The following is a 25,578-nucleotide window of genomic DNA, read 5'->3' as shown; positions in this document are numbered from 1 at the left end:
AAAGATGAATTAAGGAAGTAAGTATGCAGGAAATGCAACCAAGCATTATTCCCAACGCCCAAAGGCAAGATGATGTTCTTTGGCATGTCGATGATAATGGCGTAGCGACCATTACCCTAAACAGAACAGCTAAACACAATGCTTTTGACGCTTGTACGATCGACTTGCTGATCCACCGCCTAGATTATCTCGCTTTACGAACGGATGTGCGGTGCTTGGTATTAAGAAGTAACGGTAAGCATTTTTCATCCGGGGCCGATTTGAATTGGATGCAGTCGATGGCCGAAAGCACGAGGCAAGATAACTTCGTTGATGCCCAAAACTTGGCAAGACTCATGGAAACATTAGATTCGTTCCCTCAACCCACCATCGCAGTTGTTCAAGGTTCCTCTTATGGTGGTGCTTTAGGGTTGATTTGTTGTAGTGATATCGCCATCGCAAGCCAAAGTGCCAACTTTTGCTTAAGTGAAGTTAGGCTTGGTTTAGTTCCAGCAACCATTGCGCCTTACGTCATGCGCGCGATGGGGAATAGACAAGCTAGACGCTATATCTTAAGTGGTGAAGTCATTTCAGCCGAAGATGCCGAACGGTTTGGTATTGTGCACGAAGTGAAAGAAGCCAAACAGCTTGAAAATGCGGTCGATAGCGTAATCAAGACGTTGCTACTTAATAGCCCAGATGCGATGCGTAAAGCGAAAACGCTCTGCCATCAATGTCATCAAAACCCCATCGATCAACAACTGATTCACTATACTAGCAAGCTCATTGCGGACATTAGAGTATCACCCCAAGGTCAAGATGGGCTGCAAGCGTTTCTTGAAAAACGTAGCCCAAGTTGGGTCACCAAGTCACAGGACAAGTAATGCTACCTTCCAAAGTAAAGATTGTCGAAGTAGGTCCTAGAGATGGGTTGCAAAATGAATCTCCTGTTGCGACCCAGACTAAAATCCGGCTGATCAACTTACTCTCTGATACTGGGTTAACGCATATTGAGGTGGGCTCTTTTGTCTCACCCAAATGGGTGCCACAAATGGCGGACTCAACAGAGGTCATGAAAGCAATAACACGGCGAAATCATGTTACCTACTCTGCCCTGACTCCAAACCTAAAAGGCTTAGAACAAGCGTTGGAGGCTGACGCCAATCAGGTCGCAATTTTCACTTCATCCTCAGAAGGATTCTGCCAACACAATATCAATTGCTCGATTGCAGAAAGCCTAACTCGCTTCGAACCTGTAATGCGATTAGCCACCAAACACGGCATCCCTGTTCGTGGCTATCTATCCTGCGTTGCCGACTGCCCTTACGATGGCCCGACAGCCCCTAGGCAGGTGGCGAGCGTGACCAAATCGCTCATCGATTTAGGGTGCTATGAGGTATCCCTAGGCGATACCATCGGCACAGGCACGCCAAATCGAATTGCAGCTATGCTAGAAACCGTCATGTTGGTTACACCTCTCCCCCAGCTTGCTGTCCATTTCCACGATACATGGGGACAAGCGCTCGCCAATATTCATCAAGCATTGAGTATGGGCATCAATACCATCGACAGTAGTGTAGCTGGGCTAGGTGGATGTCCATACGCTCATGGGGCCTCGGGGAATGTCGCGACGGAGGATGTACTGTATTTATGCCAAGGATTAGGGATCGAAACGGGGATCGACTTGGAGCTGTTAGCAAAAGCTGGCTGGATGATCAGCGAAGAGCTTAATCGAGAACCCACGTCAAAAGTATCGCTAGCTTTGCGTAACCGTATGACATCTCTAGCGTAAGACGTTTATTAAACCTCGTAGTTTGCTTTGATACCAATATCAAAATGAAGTGGCATCCGCCACTTTGATATAGACAGGAAGCCCATAATTAAGCCAGACAACCCTGTCGCAATAGTCGCTACCGACAGTATTTCGAAACAAAACGCGAAGGTTGCGATGGCAAGTAGCACTGGCACCGCTTTCAAGCCTGGAACTTTAAAACAAAAGGACTCTTTCAGCGCCACACCGGAAAAAGTGACAAAGACAAAACCAAGAGAAAGCCACACGCTGGATAAGTCTGGATCGCTCACCATGAAGAGCAGTCCCACCCAAGTTGACCAGCTGATGACAGTACGTACAGTTTTACTGTAGACATGGATATTGGCTGCAGTTAATGCACCTGCAATGGCGATGAGCAGCAACACATTTCGATCATAAAATGCCGAACCTTCAATAAGGTGCAAACCCGATATCGTCATCGCGATAAGTCCAAAGGCAAATACGCTAATTCCTAAACGGTATAAACAGACACTTAAAATATCTAAAAAGTCTAGTGATTCCTGATGCTCAGTATTGGCCATGCTTCACTCCTAAATTGTTCCCTACCCACATTTCTTGAAGCTACCTAGGGATAGACAAACGAAATCGACCGCCAGTACGATAAATAATAAGAGAAAATAAGATAAGCACACAGCCTACTAGCTTATTTGCCGTTAGCACTTCGCCATACCAAAGCACGCTTAGAATGACGGTCCAAACTGGCTCTAATATCATGATCAAGGCAGCATTACCTGCCTGAACAAATTTTTGCCCCATGGTTTGCATTACGTAACGCAAGCTCGTCGCTAGCAAAGTGCTCAACGCGAACCACCACCAAATGGAGGAGTCAACCTCTGCCGGAAAAGACTCCATAAAGAAAGAAACCAACAAACCTAAACAACCAGCAGAAAAAAGCTGCACGCAAGTAAGCAGCAACACAGGTAATTTTTGAGAGTATTTACTGTTCACATTAAAATGAAGCGCAAGAACCAGTGCCGCCCCAAGAAACCAAAATTGACTGGCCGATTGCTTCCAACCGCCAACTAAAGAGAGACAGGCGAGACCTAATACCGCGATAGGCAAAGAAAGCCAGAAAATTCGTTGTGGTCGTTGACGAAACATAACCCACGCAACAATCGGCACAAATAGCATGGAGAGACTCATGATAAATGCGCCTTCCCCAAGCGTGTCGCTGATGGAGATGGCGTAAATCCATGTCATAACGGCACTACCTAACAGTAGCCCGACACCACCAGCAGAAAGCACATCTCTCAAATTCGCTTTCAACAAAGGTCGATAGCACAACGGCAGCAGGCAGAGCGATGCAATAGTAAATCGCGCCCCGATAAAGCCGAAAGGTGGTAAACCCTGTATTGTTTCCTTAGAAAAGATCCAACCAAGTGCCGCGATCATCGTTGTCGCAACCAGAATAACCGTCGCTTTGCGTTCTGAGTTAAACATAAGTACTCACAAAATATGGAACACAGTATCGCAGCAAGGGAAGTTTGCTGCGCTGTTGTATCAATTTGAAAGGAGTTTCTGTCGAGCGGAAGTGAAAGCCCGATTCTCTCCTGTGTTGTTGTTAAGCAGATTGAAGTTCTGCGGTCGGATACATTAAAGGCAGGTAAAGTCTTAAGGCAAGCGTTTTCGTATACTAAATTGCCTAAGCATCTTATGCACTAAACAAACTGGCTAAAACTTGGAACGGATGTCGAACGACCTCCCCTTCAAAACGCTTAACTTGACTGCGGCAGGAGTACCCCGTGGCTAACACACGCTCAGTGGGCAGGTTCTTTATATTCGGTTTCCAACTCAGTTGATAAATAGCTTCAGACGTACTTTTCTTATCCACTTCATGGCCGAATGTCCCTGCCATACCGCAACATCCCGCAGATATCACATGCAGTTTTAAGCCAAAGTGATGAAAAATAGACTGCCAAGATTTCTCAGTCTGCGGTATTTTGGTCTTTTCTGTGCAATGCGCCATCAAATACCAAGGCTCTTCATCCGATGCGCGTACAACTGGCCATTCATTGAGTGTATCCACCAGCCATTCATGAGCCGTATAAACTGTAAATTCGCCCCGCTTTTCTTTTAGAGCCTGACGGTATTCATCACGATAACAAAGCACTAAGGCTGCATCGATACCGATCATAGGAATTTCAAGCTCAGCAACTTGTTTGAGAAAATCCGAGGTGTTTTGTGCATTTCTGGCAAATGCCTTAAGGAAACCTTTTACATGTTGAGCTTTCCCATTGGGTTTGAAAGGCAGAACAACAGGGTGTTTCCCTAACCGCTGCAATAACTGAATAAAGTCCGCAACCAACTCGGCTTCATAAAAGCTGGTAAATGGATCTTGAACAATCAAGACGTAATTTTGCTTCACTTCTGGGGAAAGCGATTCTAGATACGCAAAGTCGAACGGGCTCACGCCAAGTGCCTGACATCGACTTTGCAACGTAGGGTTCGATAGCACTGGCGAATCAACAAAACCGATGGATGTCTCTAATACCTGCGTAACAGGCCTACTAGATGCAATTCGATTAACCAGCTTGGGGGCTTTTGCCATAATCGGCAGCAGTTGCTCAATATTCGACACCAGATAGTCGCGCAGAGGTCTGCGATAACGCGAGTGATAGACGTGTAAAAAACGTGCTCTAAAATCAGGCACATCAACTTTAACAGGACACTGACTCGCACACGTTTTGCACGCTAGACAGCCATTCATCACCTCATAAACTTCATGCGATAGGTCGTCAGATGTGGGGCGAGATATCAACTTACTCAGCTTCTGAGTCAAAAGCTTAACCGATAATGTTTGATTGAGAAGCTGTTGTTCGTTAGCGAGCAAATCGAAGCCACTGTCATTAAGGCGACGCAGCCATTCACGCATTATCCCAGCCCTCCCTTTCGGAGAGTGGCGACGATCGGCTGTTACTTTAAATGATGGACACATTGGGCTATCAGCATCGTAATTAAAACACAGCCCATTGCCATTGCAAGACAGCACGGGCTTAAGCGACTCTCGGACTTCTACGGGGATCTGACGATCATAGTAGCCACGCTTGGTCGCTGTGACTTTTACCATTTCAGCGTCGCTATTCAGTGGCGTGCAAATCTTGCCCGGGTTCATTTTATTGTCGGGGTCAAACGCCGCTTTAATGCGCCTTAATTCAGTAAAGAGCTCATCACCAAAGAAGGCAGGTCCATATTCTGAGCGATATCCTTTACCGTGCTCTCCCCACATTAAACCATTGTATTTTGCCACCAGCGCGACCACATCATCGGATAGTTGATGCATCAACGCTTCTTGCTCAGGGTCACACATATCGAGCGCCGGACGCACGTGAAGGACGCCAGCATCCACATGCCCAAACATGCCATAATGCAGGTTATTGCTGTCTAGCAACGTACGAAATTCCGCGATAAAGTCCGCCAAATTTTCAGGCGGTACACAGGTATCTTCCGCGAATGCAATCGGCTTTGCCTGACCTTTGGTCGCGCCAAGCAGCCCAACCGCTTTCTTGCGCATACCATAAATGGCTTGGATGTCTTGGGGGTCACGACAGACTTGATAACCTATGATACCACTGCGTCGGTGAGCTATTTCTTTATCGAGAATTGAAAGTAAGCGTTCAACTTTATCCTCAATATCATCGCTGTGACTGCCTGCGAACTCGACAAAGTTAATCCCTTGCATCTCTTTGCCCTGCACATCTGAGATCGCGTGTTTTACCGAGTGCCAGACAATGTCTTCTCTTGCAAGATTAAGCACCTTTGCATCAACCGTCTCTACCGATAGCGCCTCTGCTTCGACCATCAAGGGAGCATTTCGCAATGCAGAGTCAAAACTATCGTATTTAACGTTCACTAACCGTCGCGTGGTAGGTATTCGCGTAAGGTTGAGCTTGGCTTCAGTGATAAAAGCTAACGTACCTTCAGAGCCACATAATATTCTCGTGACATCAAACTCTTCACTCTTGTCGTTGATGGCATTTTTTAGGTCATAACCAGTAAGAAATCGATTCAGAGGAGGAAACTTATCCAGAACCTGTTGACGCTTGTCTCGACAAACTTCCTCTGTAATTTTTAACGCTCGCGATACTACATCACTGTTTAACCATTTGTTTTGTTGAATTGCTTCGGTATCGAGCACCGAACCATCCGCCAATACGGCTTTGAGCGCCAACACATGATCCGAGGTTTTACCATATTGCAAAGAGCCTTGGCCTGATGCATTGGTATTAATCATCCCACCTAATGTTGCGCGGTTGCTGGTCGATAGATCTGGCGAGAAGAAATAACCATAAGGGCGAACGATGTCGTTGAGTTGGTCTTTGACTATCCCTGTTTCCACTCTCACCCAGCCTTCCTGCTCGTTAATCTCTAACACTCGATTCATGTAGCGAGACAGGTCAACCACAATCCCCGTGTTCAATGATTGTCCGTTGGTGCCCGTTCCGCCTCCTCTGGGCGAAAAGGTCAGGTGTTTAAATTCATCACGAGCACTGACCTTGCCAAGTATTACCACATCATGATGGTTGGCAGGAAAGACGACCGACAACGGAAGTTGCTGGTAGACGCTGTTGTCAGTCGCCATACTCAATCGAGTGGTATAGCGAGCATCAGTATCCCCCTTGAAACCAAGCTGTTTAAGGGTGTTAAAGAACTTGATAACCACAGGATCAGAGGAAACCTGTAGCGGAAGTGCAGGAAGCATAATTTGAATCGGTGCCTTACGGTTGTCTTTTTAGGTTCGTAACATGAATGCGGAGTTAAAAGTGGTAGAGGCGCTTGGGGTTATCGACCAGAATCTTGCCAAACAGTGTCGTATCTTGCGTCCAGTGCCACAAGGTATCTAATAGCTGGCCATCATTTGGCATCTCAGCAGCAAAACATGGATGAGGCCAATCCGAGCCCCAAACACACTGCTCTTCATTCGCTTCTAACAAAGCTTGAGCAAATGGAGAAACATCGTCATAAGGCGGTGATTGAGGCGACAAACGATACGGTGCCGACAATTTTGTCCACACTTTCCCTTCGGCCTTAAGCTTCAATAAGGTTTGAAAACCAGGATGAGAAATCAGCTTGTTTGTTGGCATATGTCCAAGATGATCAATCACTACGGGCACGGGTAAAGCCCTTAATCGGTGATATAAGTCATCAAACTGCGAAACATCAATTAAGCATTGAAGGTGCCAGTGTCGCTCAGCAAGGCGAGCCGCTAAACGTTCAACATCACGCCACTCAATACCGCCTTTAAACAGCAAATTCATCCGCACACCACAAAATCCCGCTTCTTGTAGCTCATCCAGCGTTTGCTCGGAAACATCCGCATCCACGACCGCGACGCCTTTGTAGTCGTAACCTTGCTGGCGCAAATACCGCAATGTATCAAGATGCAACTGGTTGTCATTGCCATACACACTCGGCTGAACCAGCACGCCATGACGGATGCCTAATTGCTGGTGCAAATGCAGGTACGCGCCGACGCTGGCATCAGGTGGCGTGTAGGTTCGCGTTTCACAGTACAGATAACGTGAAGAAAAAACGTGGGCGTGACAATCAACCGCGCCTTCAGGAATCGCGATTGTTGGTTTATTTACAAATGGGTCAGCCGCTTCACAAAATGGAATTATGCTCATCGAAAATCATCCTGTCAGAAAGGTAGAGGTGCCATCAACGCAAGCACCTCTTGAAGACTTAACTGAAGTTCTCACTCAACCAGTTCGCGATCACACCAGAGAACTGAATAAACTTAGGATCGTCGTCCAACATCCACTCGGTGTGACCACCTTCAGGCAGTAGGAAAAGAGATTTCGGCCCAGGGTATTTCGCGTACAGCGACTTTGCTTCGGTCACTGGGTGAAGGTCGTTTTCTGCACCGTGCGCAATCAAGATTGGCGCGTCTGCAAATCGCTCGTCCAGTAGAGCTTCCGGTTTGAAATTGATGAGAGAATCCGCAAAATCCAGATCAGATGTCACGCCGTAGCCCGGCGCTTTGACCAGTTCAGTGAATACATATTCTCGGCTTACTGGATCAAGCGGGTAGATTTCAAATGGATCAATCCCCTGCTTTTCTCCACCAAGAGCAAGACGTGTACGCTCTTCTAACATAAATTGACGGAACGCTTTCCAGCCGTGCTCGCCACGTTGAGCAACCTGAACACGTACCGCGTCATAAAAGCCGTTCATGGAGATAAGGCCATCAATCGCATCTTGGCAAACTCGGTAAGCATCAAGAATTAATCCACCCGCCATGCCCCAGCCAGCCAGTACGACTTTGCGCCCTTCCTCGTTAGCGCGCTTTTTCACAACCGCAACCGCGTTGGCGATGTCGCGTACTTGTTCATCCAAAATAACTCGCTCACGAATGCCCTCAGATTCACCAAAGCCACGGTAGTCAAATCCGAATACCGTAAAACCCTTCGCAGTTAAGGCTCTCGCGTAACGCTCTGGGTGAATATTTTTTTGCCCAGTAAAGCCTGAGCAGACAATAACGATCGGTAAGTCTGGGTTGTTAACGTTCTCGTCAGTAAAGAAAGCGCCATCAAGGCGTAGACCATCACTAATTACTGGGGCTTTTTGTTCAATCATAATTATCTCGTCCAAATGAATGTGTATGCTCGACAAAGAACTCCTTGTCTTAAGTCACATCATGTTCGAATTTTGATAGCAATAATTTAACAATTGCGACATTCTTATCCAGAAATACGACATAGACGAACTGCCCACTTGGTGACCACAGAGAATGAAAACGACACACACGTATCGCATTGGTTTTTTCCTTATTCCTGATTTTTCGATGCTCTCTTTTTCGGCGGTTATCGAACCTCTTCGAATGGCAAATCGCCTCGCTGGTTGCGATTTGTATCAGTGGGATATTTATGGATTCGAAGATAAAGAAGTGTCGGCCAGTAATGGCGTTTCATTCTCGCCAACGCAGTCAGTCAACAACATTGCCCATTTAGACTTGCTGCTGGTTGTAGCAGGTATTGGTGCCCACGTTGCTGCTGCGAGTGGCTCGGTGAATCAGTGGTTAAAGCAAGCGCTTCGTAAAGGCATCGCCGTGGGCTCGACTTCGACAGGCAGCGTGTTGTTAGCAAAAGCTGGCCTGTTAAAAAACAAAACGTGTACCGTGCATTGGGAGTCCGCCAACAGCCTGGCAGAGGAGTTTCCAAACATTAACGTGACCAGTGAGTTGTACGAATTCGACCCACGCACACCAACTTGTTCGGGCGGCCTAGCCGGTTTGGATATGATGCTTCATTTAATTACAAACCAACATGGGAGTGACTTGGCGAATCAAGTGGCAGAGCAATGCATTCACCCTGCGATTCGACCAGCACATGATAAACAGCGGATGTCGTTAATCCGTAAGCACAACATCCGCCACCCGCGCCTGCTCGACGCTGTAGAGATCATGGAAGCCAACATGGAAGAGCCGCTAAAGTGCTATGAAATTGGCGAGCAAGTCGGGTTATCGCTCAGGCAGATGGAAAGGTTATTTTTGCAATACTTGCAAGACAAACCAGGCAATTACTACCTTCAATTGCGCTTAGAACGCGCTCAACATTTGTTGTTGCAAACCATGCTGTCCATCACTCAAATCAGCACCGCTTGTGGGTTCAGTTCTACATCGTATTTTGCGCGCTGCTACAAAAAACGCTATGAAAAAACGCCGCGTGAAGAGCGACGTTTAGCTTAAGATTGAGTAAGAGAAAAGAAGTTCGATCTCATAGTGACTTGCTAGGCGACGTGTCAGATGGCTTATCAGACAAAGTGCCTTGGTAAAGCAGTGATAGCCAAGCAAGTACCTGCTCTTTACTGGCTTTATCAAGTTGCAAACAGCCCTCTTCTATCGCTGACACGCGCGAAGCGGACAATTCTTTCTCTGCCAAAGTGCGAAACTTACCTTGCATCTCGTCTCGACTGAGAGGATTTTCAGGATTACCTCGCGCAATACAGGGAGACGACGTCAGTTTGTCGCCATTTTTCAACGTCACCACGACATGCGCCCAGCGTTCGGCTGGAAACTTATCATTGTAAGCAGGCTCTTCAATTAACTTCATCCGCTCCGTAATTGCCAAGCGAGCAGGATCTTTCAGTCCTTTGGTAACGGCTTCTACCGTGACCGTATTATCCATGACCGCACTCGCGACTGAAAATGGCAAACTGTACTGAGCCTGCTCGGTTGTCTCAGGGCGCTTGGTATGCAGGCACACCGCCTGGTGAAAGCTGTGAACTTCGATAAGTTCAATCTCATCAGGTTTTAGTTTATTTTCTTGTTGCAGTGCTCTCACCGCTTCAACCGCAGGTTGAGCCCAACGACAAACCGGATACGGTTTAAAGTATTGCTCCAGAATATACCAGCGCTGCCCTAAATCTGCCCACAAAGCGTGAGTTTGTTGGTCCAGCAGAGTCACGGCTGGCGCGCCAGTAAATCCTTCTTCTGCCAGCTCTGCACTGGCAAAGCCCGCCATTGCTCCCCAGCCAGAGCCGTCTTTGAGCATGGTTGGATGTTCAATACAACGCATCATTTGGCTGCGTGGACCATAAAACTCAGCAATGCCGAGCGCATGCTCTGTTTGTGCATCCGTTAAGTCTTTTCTTCTTGCAGACACCGCAGCGACGCCCAACGCATTCCAAGCACCAGAAGTATGATAATCACAAGCGGTTTGATGCAGCGCGATTCCGGCGCGAGTTGCTATTTCGTAGCCAATGACGAGGGACGTTAATAACTCTTCTCCCGTAACTGCTGACTCATGCATACTGGCGAGCAGCCCCGGCAAAACAGCGACGCCAACATGGCCTTTCGTCAGGACTTGGCCGTCGTGCGCGTCCATACTGTCAATCAACATGCCGCCATATAGAGTTGCCCCACAACCACTGGCCGTGTGATCAGAAAACAGCATCGGCGTATCACCGGCAAACTGCTTCTGCGCGAGTTTGGCTACCATGTTTTGCAGCTGCGTCGCTTTACCAGCTGCGGCGACACCTAACAAATCCAAGACGCAATATTTCGCTTGTTCAATAACGTCAGCAGGAAGCTGTTCAAAGGTTAATTCGTGAATAAATCGATGAATAGATTGCATCATCTACTGCTCCAGTTTTAGCGTTTTGCCTTCGACAATAGTGTTGTGATCAATGGTGTATTGCTGTCTCGCATGGTAGGCAGCTCGAATCTGGCTTTATCAATATCGTCCAATGACAAGGTTGCAGTTATCAAGGTTTCACTGTCTTCTGCCTGCGCCAAGAGCTCACCCGTTGCAGACAAAATACAGCTTCCTCCCCAAAACCACGCTTCGCCCTCTGGCCCGTAACGATTGGCCATCAAAACTGGGGTTCCGTAGAGCACCGCATAGAATTTAACGTTAACTAACCAGTTGTCTTCATTGGAAAAATCTTTACTGACAATACTGCTGGCCGAGTTAATCGGCGCAAGCAAGATTTCAGGCTTATCGAGTAATGCGCAATGAACCAAAGGTGGATTCCATAAATCGGCACAAATTAAAACCGAGCCTCGCCAATTATCATCAAGACAAACACTGGTGGTGGCATCTCCCGAATGAAACCACTTGCCCTCTTCAAGCCCACCATAGGTTGGTAAATTGATTTTGCGATGCACAGCAACCACCGTACCACCGAGCAACCAAGCCATCGCGTTGTAGTACTCTCCCGGCGCGGCCTGTTCCACAAAGCCGACAATTACGGACATGTGCGGCGCAAGTTGCGCAAGCTCTTTAAGCCGAGCATCATCACGCTTCATGGCAACTTCACGCACTGAGGATTGGAGCTGGTATCCGATCAAGGAGAGTTCAGGAAACAGCAATAGCTGCGACCCCAACGCCGCAGCTTGCTTTATGTAATCCTGATGAGTATTCAGATTGGCATTCACATCGCCTAACTGGGCGTTGATTTGGGCCACACTGACTTGCAGGATAGTCATGGTATTACCCCAAGTTATGCTCAGATAGGAACTGGCTTGCGACTTCTGAGATCGAACGTCGCTCCACATCAACTTGTTGATTCAATGTCGACATCGTATCGCCATCGATCGCCGCAGAAAGCGCGTTCATTTGCTCGGCAAGCTCTGGGTTCGCATCTAGCGTTTCTTGACGAACGACAGGAGTGATCGCGTAATCAGGGAAGAACTGTTTGTCATCCGTTAAAACGGTAAAACCGAATGCTTTGATACGACCATCTGTTGCAAATACGAGCGCAGCATCGACTTCTTTCCCTCTCAGCGCATCATAAGTTAACCCCGTATCCATACGTTTCACTTGATCTCGTGAAGCTTTGAATTTGTAGGTTTTCTGTAAAGGTCGGAAGCCATCTTTTCGAGCATAAAACTCTGCATTCAAAGCAATGGTCATTGGCGGCTCTTGGCGCATTTGCTCGGCAAAGTCGGACAGGGTTGAGATGCCACGTTGTTTCGCATCGTCACTGCGCATAGCGAGCGCGTAGGTGTTGTTCGCTTTTGAAGGGTTAAGCCACACTAGGCCTTTCTTGGCATCCAGTTCCTTAACGCGTTGGTACACTTGCTCTGCTGGGAGCTTATCTTTGACTTTGTTGTAAATGATCAGTGATGTGCCCGTGTATTCCCAATAAAGATCAATCTGGCCGTTTTCTTGCGCTTTACGCAAAACCGCACTGCCCATGCCCGAACGTTTATCAACGTCGTAGCCTTTTTTGGTTAAATATTGAGACGTGATCTCCGTTAAAAGCTGTTGTTCTGTAAAGTTTTTACCACCTACGACGATTTCCGCAGATGCGTGAAAACTTGAAAGCAGTACACCAACGGCCAGCAAGCGGCGAGTAATTTGCTTCAACATGTTTGACTCCTGTCTGTGTTCAATTTTTAGGATTGTTATTGTCTAGCTCTAATAGGGTTACAGCCTTTAGGTACAGTGACATAGGAAACGGCTCCTACCACACTGTCGATAGCGATAGCCAGCATCGCTGTAGGAATAGCGCCTGCCAGCATCATGATGGGTTCATCCAGATCAATACCGGTAAAAATGAGCTCCCCTAACCCACCGCCACCAATTAAGAAGGCCAGTGGAACGGTACCCACGTTGACAGCTAACGCCGTGCGGATACCGGCAAAAATGACGAACAGCGCATTAGGAATTTCAACCTGAAACAACATTTGTAACTCGGTCATACCAATGCCTGACGCCGCTTCTTTTAAATGAGCGGGCACTTCTTTCAGTCCAATGTAGGTGTTTCTGACAATCGGCAACAACGAGGCAATCGTCAGTCCAAATACCGCAGGCACGGTGCCAATGCCAAGAAAGCTTATTGCCAGCGCGAGAATGGCTAAAGTAGGAATCGTGGTCCCCACATTCAAAACCTGCATCGCCGATTCTGCGACTTTCTGAAAACGAGGACGGCTGAGCAATACGCCGACGGGAATCGCGATTAGGATCGCCAATCCACCAGATAGCAGCACCAGTTCAATGTGCTGAACCGTCAAATAAACAATGTCTTCTTGGTAGTAAAGAAAATCATCGATCGTGCCCACGCCTTGTAAATAAATACCCAACGCAAAGACACACGCCAATAAAATGAAATAGTAGGTTTGTTTTAGCTGATTGGTCACGATGCCTCCTTAGCCTGATGCAATGGCTGCGGCTGACTAGGAGAGGTATCGCGCTGATAAGTTGCGCCTAGATAATGGGTAATGCCGCGCTGTGTGACTTCGCCCACTAAGCAGCCGTTCTCGTCAACACACGGCATCCAAACAATGTCGTGCGTGAACATCTTCGACGCGACTTTACGCAGATCATCCGTGGTTCGGGCGATTGTTTTCAGGCCGACATAATGTTCGCCGCAGTACCCCTTCATATTGATTGCGGTAGCTTTGGGCACATAACCGATAGGTTGGTGTTGGTCATTCACTAATATCACGGCGTCGCGATACCCATACGCGTCAATTTTGGTTAGAGCGTCGGCAAGCGTATCGTTAGGTTTCACGTACGCAAAAGTGGTCTGCATGACGGACTCAGCCGTCACTAAGCGAAGACGTTTAAGTGCGCGATCATCTCCGACAAAGTTTTTCACGAAATCATCTTTCGGGTGTGCGAGCAAATCGTCAGGCGTATCGTACTGAACCAGGTGACCATCACGGAAAATCGCAATTCTATCGGCCATTTTGACCGCTTCATCAATGTCATGACTGACAAACATGATGGTCTTGTTGAGCTCTTGCTGCATTTTAAGGAACTCATCCTGAATTACTTCACGGTTGATCGGGTCAATCGCGCCAAATGGTTCGTCCATCAGCATGACGGGAGGATCCGCAGCTAGCGCTCGAGCAACTCCAATTCGTTGCTGCTGTCCGCCAGACAACTCATTTGGATAACGATTAAGGAAGACACTAGGATCAAGAGCCACCATCTCCAATAGCTCTTTTGCACGCGTCATGTACCTTGCCTTATCCCACCCTAATAACTTGGGAACCACCGCGATGTTTTCGCCGATCGTCATGTTGGGAAATAAGCCAATTTGCTGAATAACATAGCCAATGTTGCGGCGCAGAGTGACCGTATCCATCCCAGAAGTATCTTCACCACCAAGATAGATCTTGCCCGATGTCGCGGGAATAATTCGGTTGACCATTTTCAGCGTGGTGGTTTTGCCACAACCGGACGGGCCAAGTAACACACATATTTCACCACTGGGAACTTCCATCTCAATGTGATCTGCGGCAGTCACCGGGCCATTAGGCGTTTCAAAAATTTTGGTTAGCTTGTCAATTTTGATCATTTTAATGTCCCTATTATTTGTCCTTTATCGAGCTGCAGTCAGGCCCGGTGGCGTTAATCTTTTTTGTAGTCGAATCAATCCATAATCCGCGATGATAGCCAGAAGGCTGACGGCGATGGCACCAACGATCAGTTGTCGAGGATCACTTTGCGAGATGCCGCGGCTGATAAACACGCCTAGCCCTCCTGCTCCGATATACGCGGCAATCGCCATAACGCCAATATTCATTACTACTGCCGTTCTCACACCCGCCATAATCACCGGAATCGCCAATGGAATTTCCACCATTTTCAAACGCTGAAAAGGCGTCATCCCGATGCCGCGAGCTGCCTCTCGGAGTGACGGTTCTACGTTGTGAATGGCGGTATAAGTGTTGCGAATAATAGGCAGCTGAGAATAAAGCAGTACGGTAATCACGGCGGGCACGTAGCCAATCCCATGACCAATGGTCGATAAGAGAGGAATCATCAAACCAAACAGTGCGATTGAAGGAATGGTGATAATGATGGACGCTACGTAAAGCACCACTTTCGCAACGCGCTCATTTTGTGTGATAAGAATGCCGATAGGTACGCCAGTTAGGATGGCAAGCCCAACAGCCAGAGCGACCAAAGAGATGTGCTCCATGGTAAGCGTACCTAGCAGCGCTAAGTTATCTATGGTGAAATTTAGTAAGTCCAAGTAGGTCTCCCCCAACTGTGATTCGCAACCAAGTTAACAGGAGATTAAATTACGCTACTTTTTATTAACAGTGTTGTAAAATAGCGACACGTTAAGATAGAAATACGAAATATTAAGGGGGAAAATAATTAGCTTTCTCATCACCAAAAAAAGCGCTTTGTTGGCGATGAGCAGCAGTAGTAAACAAGTTGATTATATCGGAACTGAAAAAAGCCATTGATAGCATGAAGAACCAACTACAATGAGCGGTTAAATTGCTCCACAGCCTCTACGACACGGCTAGCGCCATCTTGTATTTCGTTCATCACATTCCCCGCTTTTTCTGAAAGCTCTAGCGTATCTAGTGCTTCTTTTTGGCACTTGGCGATCAGTTGGACAGCATTATCGGTTCGCTCTAAGTTTTCAGTTACCATTGAGACAATTTCATCCGTGGTCGCATTGGTTCTTGTGGCAAGCTGTCTGACCTCGTCAGCCACCACGGCAAAGCCTCTACCATGCTCACCCGCGCGAGCTGCTTCTATCGCCGCATTTAACGCTAGTAAGTTAGTTTGGTCTGCAATACCACTGATGCTATTAACCAGTTCACTAATGCGTGATGAGTGCGCTTTGAGCTCGTCAATGGCCGTATTCGCTTGCTGCATCTGGTCAGACAGTGTTTGCACCTTTTCTAGCGTCGAACCTATCACTTGCTGACCTTGCAGTGTTTGTGTTCCGGTCTCTTGAGAAACTTCATTAGCCAATTGCGCAGCCTGAGCCATTTGCTGCTCTTGCATCACCTGCTGGGTGATGTCGGTCGCGAACTTGACGACCTTGTAGAGCTCTCCTCTATCGTTATGGATAGGATTATAGGAGGCTTCTAACCATACCTCTTCACCGTAACGGTTAACTCGCTTAAATCGGTCTGAAGCAAACTGTCCTTTTGCCAAACGTTGCCAGAACTCGCGATAAGCTTCAGAACCAGCCTCTTCCTGATCGCAGAACATACGATGATGTTTCCCTTTAATTTGATCCAGTGTATAACCCATCGTACTAAGGAAATTATCATTGGCCTTTAATACATTACCATCTAACGTGAACTCAATAACCGCCATAGAACGGCTCAACGCATTCAGCATGTCCTCTTGCTCACGCGATGCTTTGATCGTTCGCGTAAGCTCAGAAGCAAACACAAAAAAGCTTTCGACTTCTTGATGTTCGTTTAAAACAGGCTGGATAACCGTTCGTAACCACGCTTCTTCGCCGTTGCCTTTAAGTACTTGCATCGCGCCATTCCAAAATACTTTGTCTTGAACGGCTCTCTTCATTCGATGAAAGTGCTCTGTATTGCGCGAATTTGACGGTACCAACTCGGTAATCGGTTTCGCTAAAATATCCGCATCAGCGAAAAAGAGTTGTTGGTGAAGTTTTGTATTTACAGAGGTAATGCAGCCTTTCTTATCCAGCGTTAAGCGAAGCATTTCTTCATCTAAACTGTGTTGGATTTGCTGCAAGCGTTGCAGATCCTGCTTTAATCGTTGGTTTTCTTGCTGAAGCGACTTATTAAAAAACATAACTTTCTCTCATTTGACTAATCTTCGAACTAGTCAACGGTTTATTATTTATATGCCCAATAGCCTGCAAAGATACGATTTCGTTTGATCGTTCTTCAAACGCAATTCCTGTCTCCGAGCTGAGACACCTACATGACATAAGGCTATTTTTCTTTGGTATGACTTAAGCGCAGTATACTGAAATTTCTTCACCGCCCAAATTGTTTATATATTTATCAATATTAAGACAATTGGCAGCTATTAGAGATCCGTATTAATGCGGATAGTTGTATGGAGAAAGGATGTATTTGGATCAAAAAAAGCCCTTTCCATAAAGGAAAGGGCTTTGACTTAGTTCCCAAAAATTTTTGCCGTTTTACAGCAGTTCCACCGACTGTTGAGCGATTACCCACTCTTCATTGGTAGGAATAACTAGTGCTTTCGCACCGAGCAACTCAGATGTTGCAATAACACCTGCGTTGCCAAATCTTGCATCTTCGTTGCCTTTCTCATCTTCAACAAAACCTAGCAGTTTTAGGTTTTTCAAGATTTCACGACGAATTGGTAGTGAGTTTTCACCAATACCACCAGTGAAGATGATGCCGTCTAATGAATCCAGAGCAGCTAGGTAAGAAGTAATGTATTTCGCAACACGGTAAGTGAAGATTTCAAATGCCAACTTCGCACGTGAGTTACCCGCTTCCATGGCTTCTAGTACACCACGTGCGTCACTTGTTACACCGGATACACCTAAGAAGCCTGACTTCTTGTTCATCATCTCGAACACTTCGTCTTTTTCCCAACCTTTACGGAAAAGGAACTCGATAACACTTGGGTCGAGGTCACCACAACGAGTGCCCATCATTAGGCCAGCTAGCGGCGTCAAACCCATACTTGTATCAACACATTCGCCATTTTTAACCGCACTCACTGATGCACCGTTACCTAAGTGCACGGTGATAAAGCTGCTTTCTTCAACCGGTTTATCTAGCATTTTCGCTGCTTCACGGCTTACGTAGTAGTGGCTTGTGCCGTGAGCACCGTAACGACGCACTTTATGCTCTTCGTAAAGCTCGTAAGGAAGCGCGTACATAAACGCTTTTGCAGGCATTGTTTGGTGGAAAGCAGTATCAAACACAGCGAATTGAGGCAGTGAAGGGAATGCTGCCATTGCTGCTCGCATGCCTTCTGCATTCGCTTTGTTATGAAGTGGCGCTAGCTCAGCAAGACGCTCAACTTCTTGAATAACTTTTTCATCGACTTTTACTGTGCCTTTAAAGGTTTCGCCACCAGCAACAATGCGGTGACCTACAGCTACAAATTTTGAGCTCAAACCCAAAGTCTCGAGTAGTTTTACCACTCGCTCAACAGCGTACTGATGATGGTTACCGCCAGCAGGAATTGCTTCAACGGTTTTTTCTCCCTGATATTTCCAACTGATTTCAGCTTCAGGTAGGCCAAAACACTCACCAATACCTGATACCAAAGCTTCACCGGTTTCAGAATCAATAACAGCAAATTTTAATGAAGAGCTACCAGAGTTGATCACCAGTACAAACGAATTAGACATGAAATAGTTATCCTGTTGTAGAGCAGAGGTTGTAATAGCGCTTGTGCGCTGCGTACTTCTTGTTTGCCCCTCTATTATTCAATAATTTTTTAATCTTTCAACAATCTTTTAGTAAAAGCGATTTGATTGAACAAATTTTGTTGATCTGTAGCAAGTTTTGATTTTATTTGAAGACTAAAAAATATGACTTGTTAAACATAATTTATGAATAGGTCAATTTGTACAAATTCAGAGATATGAGCTACGTTGTTTATTGGGTGAACAAAAATAATAAACCAATCAATAAATCGGGGTAATAATGTGCCCACTATTGCATTTCTATTAGTGATCTTAGGTTTGATTTTGCTCTGCTGGGGATGGCAGATGACAAAAAACATCTGCTCGAGAACTGATGTACCCGGGTGGACTTTCCTATTGTTGTTAATCAGCTGTTTCATTTTTGCGTATGCCGCTTTTTTACACGCTATAATGCAAAAACCTATCGCTTCCCTCTTGGAAACCGGAGTTTCTCTCATTTTATTCGGTGGCAGCATTTTTGTGGTGCTGGTTATCAAATGGAGCAACGACTCCATACTGGAACTTCATACCGTTGCTGAAAAAGAGAAGCGTAATGCCGTTCACGACGCACTTACTGGACTCCCTAACCGTAAATACTGCTTTGAGTTAATCGAAGATAGAATACAGTCTGGAGACCCTTTCTCAGTGATCCTTTTCGATGTCGTTAACTTTAAACAAGTCAACGATGCTATGGGACACTTTTGTGGAGACCAACTGCTGATTCAAATTGGGCAACGTCTCCAAGAGAAACTTAAAGGCAGTGACAAAATTTTCCGCGTTGGTGGCGATGAATTTGTCATCCTCACCTCGTCAGCATGCGAGGAAACAGGCAAAAGTCTCATCGAAGAGTTAGATTCGGCACTGTCTAATCGCTTCCATTTAGATGAGTTTCAAGTCTCTTCCCGCGTTGTTTTCGGTGTCAGTACCTACCCTTATGACGCTCTGTCCAATGATCTATTGATAAAGCACGCGGACATTGCCATGTATCACGCCAAACGAAATGGCAATCTCTTTGCATTTTATAATGAGGACATGAACGTCGGGGCCAAATACCAGCTCGAAATCTCTTCTCGTATTCAATGTGCGCTGGAAAAAGAGGAGTTCCAGCTATACTACCAACCGTTGATTGACGCACATACTAACTTAGCTGTCGGCTTTGAAGCCGTGATCCGTTGGCATGATGAAAATGGTAAAACGATTTCGCCTAACGACTTCATCCCCATCGCGGAGCGAAGTAATCAAGTGCACAACATCACCATGTGGGTCCTAAACCAAGTTGAAAAAGATCTCCAGACCTTTATAGAAAAAGACATCAAGCTTCCTGTCCACGTTAACTTATCTGCAAAAGATCTCTCGTCTAATTTATTGTTCAACCGCTTGGAAACACTGCTCAAAGTAAACCCTCAATTTGCTGACCTTATAAGCTTAGAGATTACTGAAACGATGGCGATTGATAGAGTTGTTGAGCTCAACCCCCTAATTCACCAAATCAAAGGATTGGGTATTAAGATCAGCTTGGACGACTTTGGCACCGGGTATTCATCTCTGTCGCTTTTGAGAGATCTCCCAGTTGATCAAATTAAAATCGACCGATCATTTCTTTGTACCGCAAGCCGGACAGAGGGCACCCGCTCTATCGTTGAGAACACAATAGCGTTAGCGCATGGTCTAGGGTATTCAGTCGTCGCAGAAGGCGTTCAAGACATGGATACACTGCATTTTTTACGCAGTCGTGGCTGCGACATCATTCAGGGCTACTTGTTCTGCCCAGCCCTACCCTTAAACGAAGTAATAACCTGGGTAAATGAGCACGATGAAAAACAAAGCCGTATTCGACGCGCATAAAAAAGCCGAGCATTTCGCTCGGCTTTCAATTCTTACGGCAATTTAATCAATTGCTCTAATCACTGATTCGTGATTATGCTTCTTGAGTGCGACGACCACGGCCGTGACCACGCTCACCACGGTGGTTACCACGGTGATCACCACCACGGTTACGATCGAAGCGACGTTCGCCACCTTCACGGTTACCATCGCGGTTGCCGTCACGGTTACCACGGAAGCCACCTTCGCGACGACCGCCTTCACGACGATCACCACCACGGTTGCCGCCTTCGCGGTTGCCACGGTAACCGCCGCCATCACGACGACCGCCATCGCGACGACCACCGTCACGGCGACCACCACGAGACTCTCGGAAGTCATCGAAGTCACATACTACAGCACCAACATCTTGTTGACGGATGCGTAGTTTGCTTAGCTTGCCCGCAGCTTCAGAAGTCATTGCTTTTGGTAACTGAACGAATGTGTGGCCTTGTGCTAGCTTGATCGCACCGATAGAGCCTTTACCTAGACCTAGTTCGTTCGCTAGAGCACCAACGATGTCTTTAACTTGAACACCTTGCTCGCGACCAACTTGAAGCTGGTAAGTATCCCAATCTTGGTTGTTGAAGTTACGACCGCCGTCACGACCACCTTCACGGCGCTCTTTGCGGCGTTGCTTATCACGCTCAATCGCTTCAACCATTGGATCTTCGCCAATGTAGAACAGAGGACGTTTACCTTGCTGGCGCTTAAGAAGCATAGCAGCAAGCGTTGCTGGGTCGATGTCTAGAGAAGTTTGTAGTTTCTCTACCAGCTCAGCAAATTTGTCTAGAGCTTTGTGCTCTTTCTCTGCTTCAAGCTCAGCGCCTAGTTTAGCTAGACGAGCTTCAGCAACTTGGTCACGTAGAGGAAGTTGAATTTCTTCCATAGATGACTTAGTTACACGCTCGATAGTGCGAAGCATACGAATTTGGTTAGTGCGAACTAGAAGGATAGCTTTACCCTTACGTCCAGCACGGCCAGTACGACCGATACGGTGGATGTAAGACTCAACATCGAATGGGATGTCGTAGTTGAATACGTGCGTAATACGTGGAACATCAAGACCACGTGCCACAACGTCAGTTGCAACTAGGATGTCGATAACACCTTGTTTGATGTGATCAACAGTACGCTCACGTAGAGACTGAGGAATGTCACCGTGCAGAGCAGCCGCTTTAAAGCCACGTGCAGATAGCCAATCAGCTAGACGCTCAGTGTCTTGACGAGTACGTACGAAGACGATTGATGCATCAGTTTCTTCCGTTTCAAGAAGACGAGACATCGCTTCATCTTTCTCTACACCCTTCACTACCCAGAACTGCTGTTGAACTTTGTCTACAGTGTGGTTCTTACCAGCAACGTCAACCATTACAGGCTCACGTAGGAAACGCTCAACGATTTTCTTAAGCATCGGAGGCATTGTTGCAGAGAATAGAACGCGTTGAGCGGACTCTGGTGCATGTTCCATGATCGCAGTAACGTCATCAACGAAACCCATGTTTAGCATTTCGTCAGCTTCGTCTAGTACAAACGTGTTTACTTCATCTAGGTGTAGACGTTCACGGTTGATAAGGTCTTGTACACGACCTGGAGTACCAACAATAACTTGTGCACCGCTCTTAAGAGCACGCATCTGATCTACGATAGAAGCACCACCGTAAATCTCTAAAACTTTAAGACCCTTGATGTTCTTACCAAGGTTTTTCATTTCAGCCGCAACCTGAATCGCTAACTCACGCGTTGGCGCAAGAACGATAGCTTGTGGTTTACGTTGGTTGAGATCGATCTTATTTAGAAGAGGCAGAGAGAACGCTGCCGTTTTACCTGTACCTGTTTGAGCTTTACCCAGCGCGTCAGCACCTTCCAACAGGTGTGGGATTGCCGCAGCCTGAATTGGAGTTGGTGACACGAAACCCATTCCGTCTAGAGCAGAAAGGATAGAATCATTCAGAGATAAATCGCTGAATTGAATAACAGAATCTTGCATTGGGATCCTACTTAATTAAACAAAAAAACAGTCCCATATGCTCTTCCAATTCGATACTGATTCATCCAGTTACTGATTCCATTCAGACAGGAACACAGCACAGTACACAACCGCGATAAGCCATTAGGGACGACTAAGGGAGGCGGATTATTCCTTAAAAGCATAAAAAAAGCCAGAAAAAATTGAATTACATCACAATTTATTCTCAATAATGGCATTTTTAGCATATTTTTCCACCAGCCCCACCATTCCCCGTAGATTTGCGCAGCTCGCAGATGAGTTTTTCATCAATATTTAAGCCGATTTCCTGCAATTCGATCAGCAAAATTCACGGCGAAATTGCGCTCCACAGGTAGTAATAATAGCTCGCAATGATTATAGTGTGCCCAACTCCATAGGTAATTTAAGAAAAGATGTTTCAAGATAACCCACTACTCGCTCAGCTTAAGCAGCAAATCCAAGAAAACCTGCCGAAAAAAGAAGGCTCAATAAAAGCCACAGATAAAGGCTTTGGCTTTTTGGAAGTGGACAGCAAGACTAGCTTCTTCATCCCACCTGCGTACATGAAAAAGTGCATGCACGGTGACAAAGTAGTCGCCATTATCCGCACAGAAAATGAACGCGAAGTTGCTGAGCCACAAGAGCTGTTAGAACAAGCCGTGACTCGCTTTATTGGTCGAGTCAAAATGTTCAAAGGCAAGCTAAACGTAGCACCTGATCACCCGCAGCTTAAAAAGCTTTCTCTTAAAGCGAAACTAAAGAAAGGTCTAAAACCTGACGAGTTCGCTGAGGGAGATTGGGTTGTCGCACATCTTATTCGCCACCCTCTAAAAGGCGATAACTCTTTCTTCGTAGAAATTTCTGAAAAAATCACAGATGCGAACGACAAAATTGCACCTTGGTGGGTAACGCTTGCTCAAAACGATCTACCAAACTCTGAGCCAGCAGGCATCGAGAACTGGGAACTAAAAGACGACGCCGATCTAGAACGCGTAGACATGACACACGTTCCTTTCGTGACTATCGACGGTGAATCAACCAAAGATATGGACGATGCGCTGTACGCGAAGAAAACCGAATCTGGCGATTTCGAACTGACTATCGCTATCGCAGATCCAACCGCCTACATCACACCAGAAGATGAAATGGATAAAGTAGCACGTGAGCGTGGCTATACTATTTATCTTCCGGGCCGCAATATTCCAATGCTGCCTCGCGATCTAGCAGACAACCTATGCTCTCTGATTGAAGGCGAAATCCGCCCTGCTATTTGCTGTACCGTAACAGTAAATAAAGACGGCGTAATTGGCGACGATATCAAGTTCTTTGCAGCAAACATCAAGTCACACGCACGCCTAGCATACGATCATGTGTCTGATTGGCTAGAAAACGGCAGCTCAGAAGCATGGCAACCATCTGAAGAGATCGCGACGATCGTTCGTGACCTTTACGACTTTTCTCTTGCTCGCGCAGAATGGCGTGAGAAAAACGCAGTGGTCTTCCCAGACCGCCCTGACTACCGTTTTGAGCTGAGTGAAGACAACGATGTGGTTGCTATCCATGCAGATATGCGCCGCAGTGCAAATCGCTTGGTTGAAGAGTCAATGATTACCGCAAACATCTGTGCTGGTCGTACACTGCGCGATAAATTTGAAACAGGTGTTTTCAATACTCACGCTGGCATTAAGACTGAGAAGATTGAAGAAGTGGTTCAACTTGTCAACCCAGAAGGTGAACTGGAATTCACAGCGGAGTCAATTACCACTCTAGAAGGCTTTGCTGCATTGCGTCGCTGGTTGGCTGCGCAAGAAACCTCTTACCTTGATAATCGTATTCGTAAGTTCCAAGCCTACAGTGAAGTAGGTAATCAGCCTCTTCCTCATTACGCTATGGGGCTGGATATCTATGCGACTTGGACATCACCAATTCGTAAGTACGGCGATATGATCAACCATCGCATGTTGAAGGCCGTCATCCTAGGCAAAGAGCCAGTGCAAAAACCTGATGATCAAGTCGGTGAAGAACTAGCTCTGCACCGTAAACATCATAAAATTGCTGAGCGAAATGTCTCAGATTGGTTATATGCACGTACGCTTGCTGATGAGCCGAACAAGAAAACTTGTTTCACAGGTGAGATTTTCGATATTAATCGTGCTGGTGCACGTGTCCGACTTCTCGAAAATGGCGCAGCAGCCTTTATTCCTGGTGCACTAATTCTTGATAATAAAGAAAGAATTGAGTGCAATGGCGACAACGGTACCATCTCTATCGATAAAGAGGTCGTATACAAACTTGGTGATACATTGGAAATTGTCCTTGCGGACGTAAACCAAGAGAACCGCAGTTTAGTTGCAAAGCCAACCCAGGTATTTGCTGAACAACCAGCAGCACAAGCAGAACAGACTGTAAGTGAATAATACCGAATGAAGTTAAAAGGCGCTCTATTGAGCGCCTTTTTTATTTGTTATGTAAAAATGATAAGAACAAATATGCCGAACATTGAGATCATTCGCTTTAATCACTTCACTGCGCGCAAAAGTGAGCGTTACACAGCAACACATAATGGCTTATATGTTGTTGAAGAAGGTGCCCTATTAGTTCATCAACCAAATGGTGAACAGTTTGAACTTAAAGCAGGAGATTTTACTCTCTACAACTCCGCTGATTTGAGCAGCGCAGAAGCCATCCCTAGTGAAAAAGGCTTTAAAGCACTGGCTCTAGTCTTCAACCCAAATCTATTCTGTGACTTTAAAAAAGCGCACCCAATGCTACGCTCCAAGACGGAAGAAAGGCGCTTCTATCCTTTTTCAGCGCAAACCAGCAGCGAAGTAGCACAACTAAAAGACACATTGGTCAACTTAGCGAGTCGCAATGCTCCAGACTACACACAAGGTCATATCGCAATGGCACTGCTGTCGTTAATGGTGGAGGTAGAGCCAAACATCCTATCAATCATAGATGATGCAAGCAGCCTAAGCGACTCTCAAAAGGCCATCAAGTATATTGAGAACAATATCGAGAAAGATATCACTCTGGAAGGCTTAGCGGCTCATATGAGCATGTCTATTGCGACCTTAAAACGCCGCCTCGCCGCAGAGGATCTTTCATTTTCACAGATATTAAAAGTGAAGCGGATCAACTTCGCCGCAACCCAGCTGCGCATGTCAGAAAAATCTATAACAGAAATAGCGTTTGAATCCGGATTTAAAAGTGCTGCGCATTTCAGTACCGCATTTAAATCGGTTTACAACATGACACCGAAAGACTTTAGAAACCAAGTCGTTAAATCCAAAGCATAAATTATGGCGACATTGGCAGCTGTTAGAAT

20 protein-coding genes are annotated in these 25,578 nt (G+C 46.4%); 6 read left to right on the top strand and 14 right to left on the bottom strand.

Annotation, left to right across the window (positions count from 1 at the left end; translation table 11 throughout):
* The first annotated feature begins 23 nt into the window (after positions 1-23).
* Both OO778_RS23915 and OO778_RS23910 read left to right on the top strand, forming a co-directional pair.
* Positions 24-863, top strand: coding sequence for an enoyl-CoA hydratase-related protein (locus OO778_RS23915; RefSeq protein WP_213960748.1), 840 nt, complete (start codon positions 24-26; stop codon positions 861-863).
* Complete coding sequence (locus OO778_RS23910; protein ID WP_264911964.1) at positions 863-1,771, top strand: hydroxymethylglutaryl-CoA lyase; 909 nt, start codon at positions 863-865, stop codon at positions 1,769-1,771. Before OO778_RS23915 ends, OO778_RS23910 begins: the two co-directional genes overlap by 1 nt.
* An 8-nt stretch (positions 1,772-1,779) precedes the next feature.
* Here the strand turns inward: OO778_RS23910 and OO778_RS23905 are convergent, their stop codons facing one another.
* The 5 genes from OO778_RS23905 to OO778_RS23885 form a co-directional block, all read right to left on the bottom strand.
* On the bottom strand, positions 1,780-2,331 hold the full coding sequence (locus OO778_RS23905; RefSeq protein ID WP_104973799.1) for a DUF2301 domain-containing membrane protein: 552 nt from the start codon (positions 2,329-2,331) through the stop codon (positions 1,780-1,782).
* A gap of 40 nt (positions 2,332-2,371) precedes the next feature.
* Entirely contained in the window at positions 2,372-3,250 is an 879-nt protein-coding gene (locus tag OO778_RS23900; protein WP_048625206.1) for a DMT family transporter, read from the bottom strand.
* 211 nt (positions 3,251-3,461) lie between these two features.
* Positions 3,462-6,509, bottom strand: a complete 3,048-nt coding sequence (locus tag OO778_RS23895) for an FAD-binding and (Fe-S)-binding domain-containing protein (protein WP_264911963.1) — start codon at positions 6,507-6,509, stop codon at positions 3,462-3,464.
* Between the two features lie 55 nt (positions 6,510-6,564).
* A complete protein-coding gene (locus tag OO778_RS23890) occupies positions 6,565-7,434 on the bottom strand; it encodes an amidohydrolase family protein (protein ID WP_264911962.1) in 870 nt (289 codons plus the stop codon).
* A gap of 58 nt (positions 7,435-7,492) precedes the next feature.
* The gene (locus tag OO778_RS23885) at positions 7,493-8,386 is read right to left on the bottom strand and encodes an alpha/beta hydrolase (RefSeq protein ID WP_258587533.1); all 894 of its coding nucleotides are present in this window, start codon (positions 8,384-8,386) and stop codon (positions 7,493-7,495) included.
* A gap of 154 nt (positions 8,387-8,540) precedes the next feature.
* On the opposite strand from OO778_RS23885, the gene OO778_RS23880 reads away from it, so the two are divergent.
* Entirely contained in the window at positions 8,541-9,497 is a 957-nt protein-coding gene (locus OO778_RS23880; protein WP_264911961.1) for a GlxA family transcriptional regulator, read from the top strand.
* Positions 9,498-9,525: 28 nt separating this feature from the next.
* Here the strand turns inward: OO778_RS23880 and OO778_RS23875 are convergent, their stop codons facing one another.
* The 8 genes from OO778_RS23875 to OO778_RS23835 all read right to left on the bottom strand — a co-directional run bounded on the left by OO778_RS23875 (position 9,526) and on the right by OO778_RS23835 (position 18,340).
* Positions 9,526-10,887 (bottom strand): MmgE/PrpD family protein, encoded by a 1,362-nt coding sequence (locus OO778_RS23875; RefSeq protein WP_264911960.1) that lies wholly within the window; start codon positions 10,885-10,887, stop codon positions 9,526-9,528.
* Positions 10,888-10,901: 14 nt separating this feature from the next.
* The gene (locus tag OO778_RS23870) at positions 10,902-11,738 is read right to left on the bottom strand and encodes a nitrilase-related carbon-nitrogen hydrolase (protein WP_264911959.1); all 837 of its coding nucleotides are present in this window, start codon (positions 11,736-11,738) and stop codon (positions 10,902-10,904) included.
* Between the two features lie 4 nt (positions 11,739-11,742).
* Complete coding sequence (locus OO778_RS23865; protein ID WP_264911958.1) at positions 11,743-12,624, bottom strand: glycine betaine ABC transporter substrate-binding protein; 882 nt, start codon at positions 12,622-12,624, stop codon at positions 11,743-11,745.
* Between the two features lie 35 nt (positions 12,625-12,659).
* Positions 12,660-13,394: an ABC transporter permease gene (locus OO778_RS23860; RefSeq protein ID WP_264911957.1), complete on the bottom strand. Its 735-nt coding sequence runs from the start codon at positions 13,392-13,394 to the stop codon at positions 12,660-12,662.
* Positions 13,391-14,560 (bottom strand): ABC transporter ATP-binding protein, encoded by a 1,170-nt coding sequence (locus OO778_RS23855; RefSeq protein ID WP_264911956.1) that lies wholly within the window; start codon positions 14,558-14,560, stop codon positions 13,391-13,393. Before OO778_RS23855 ends, OO778_RS23860 begins: the two co-directional genes overlap by 4 nt.
* 24 nt (positions 14,561-14,584) lie before the next feature.
* A complete protein-coding gene (locus tag OO778_RS23850) occupies positions 14,585-15,241 on the bottom strand; it encodes an ABC transporter permease (RefSeq protein ID WP_031780180.1) in 657 nt (218 codons plus the stop codon).
* A gap of 236 nt (positions 15,242-15,477) precedes the next feature.
* The gene (locus tag OO778_RS25050; RefSeq protein WP_074190857.1) at positions 15,478-16,791 is read right to left on the bottom strand and encodes a methyl-accepting chemotaxis protein; all 1,314 of its coding nucleotides are present in this window, start codon (positions 16,789-16,791) and stop codon (positions 15,478-15,480) included.
* 355 nt (positions 16,792-17,146) lie between these two features.
* Positions 17,147-18,340: an acetate/propionate family kinase gene (locus OO778_RS23835; RefSeq protein WP_006742422.1), complete on the bottom strand. Its 1,194-nt coding sequence runs from the start codon at positions 18,338-18,340 to the stop codon at positions 17,147-17,149.
* Positions 18,341-18,703: 363 nt separating this feature from the next.
* Here OO778_RS23835 and OO778_RS23830 point away from each other — a divergent pair, with 363 nt between their 5' ends.
* The gene (locus OO778_RS23830; RefSeq protein WP_031780182.1) at positions 18,704-20,242 is read left to right on the top strand and encodes a bifunctional diguanylate cyclase/phosphodiesterase; all 1,539 of its coding nucleotides are present in this window, start codon (positions 18,704-18,706) and stop codon (positions 20,240-20,242) included.
* A 73-nt stretch (positions 20,243-20,315) separates the two neighbouring features.
* Here the strand turns inward: OO778_RS23830 and OO778_RS23825 are convergent, their stop codons facing one another.
* Complete coding sequence (locus OO778_RS23825; RefSeq protein ID WP_012842482.1) at positions 20,316-22,250, bottom strand: DEAD/DEAH box helicase; 1,935 nt, start codon at positions 22,248-22,250, stop codon at positions 20,316-20,318.
* Between the two features lie 413 nt (positions 22,251-22,663).
* On the opposite strand from OO778_RS23825, the gene rnb reads away from it, so the two are divergent.
* Positions 22,664-24,667, top strand: a complete 2,004-nt coding sequence (gene rnb / locus OO778_RS23820) for an exoribonuclease II (RefSeq protein WP_046873665.1) — start codon at positions 22,664-22,666, stop codon at positions 24,665-24,667.
* A 72-nt stretch (positions 24,668-24,739) separates the two neighbouring features.
* Positions 24,740-25,549, top strand: coding sequence for an AraC family transcriptional regulator (locus tag OO778_RS23815; protein ID WP_256952332.1), 810 nt, complete (start codon positions 24,740-24,742; stop codon positions 25,547-25,549).
* Positions 25,550-25,578: the final 29 nt, after the last annotated feature.

Source organism: Vibrio sp. STUT-A16, from assembly GCF_026000495.1.
Classification (GTDB): Bacteria; Pseudomonadota; Gammaproteobacteria; order Enterobacterales; family Vibrionaceae; genus Vibrio; species Vibrio diabolicus.
The sequence above is the reverse complement of the archived record's forward strand: the minus strand, read 5'-3'. Positions and strand labels throughout refer to the sequence as shown.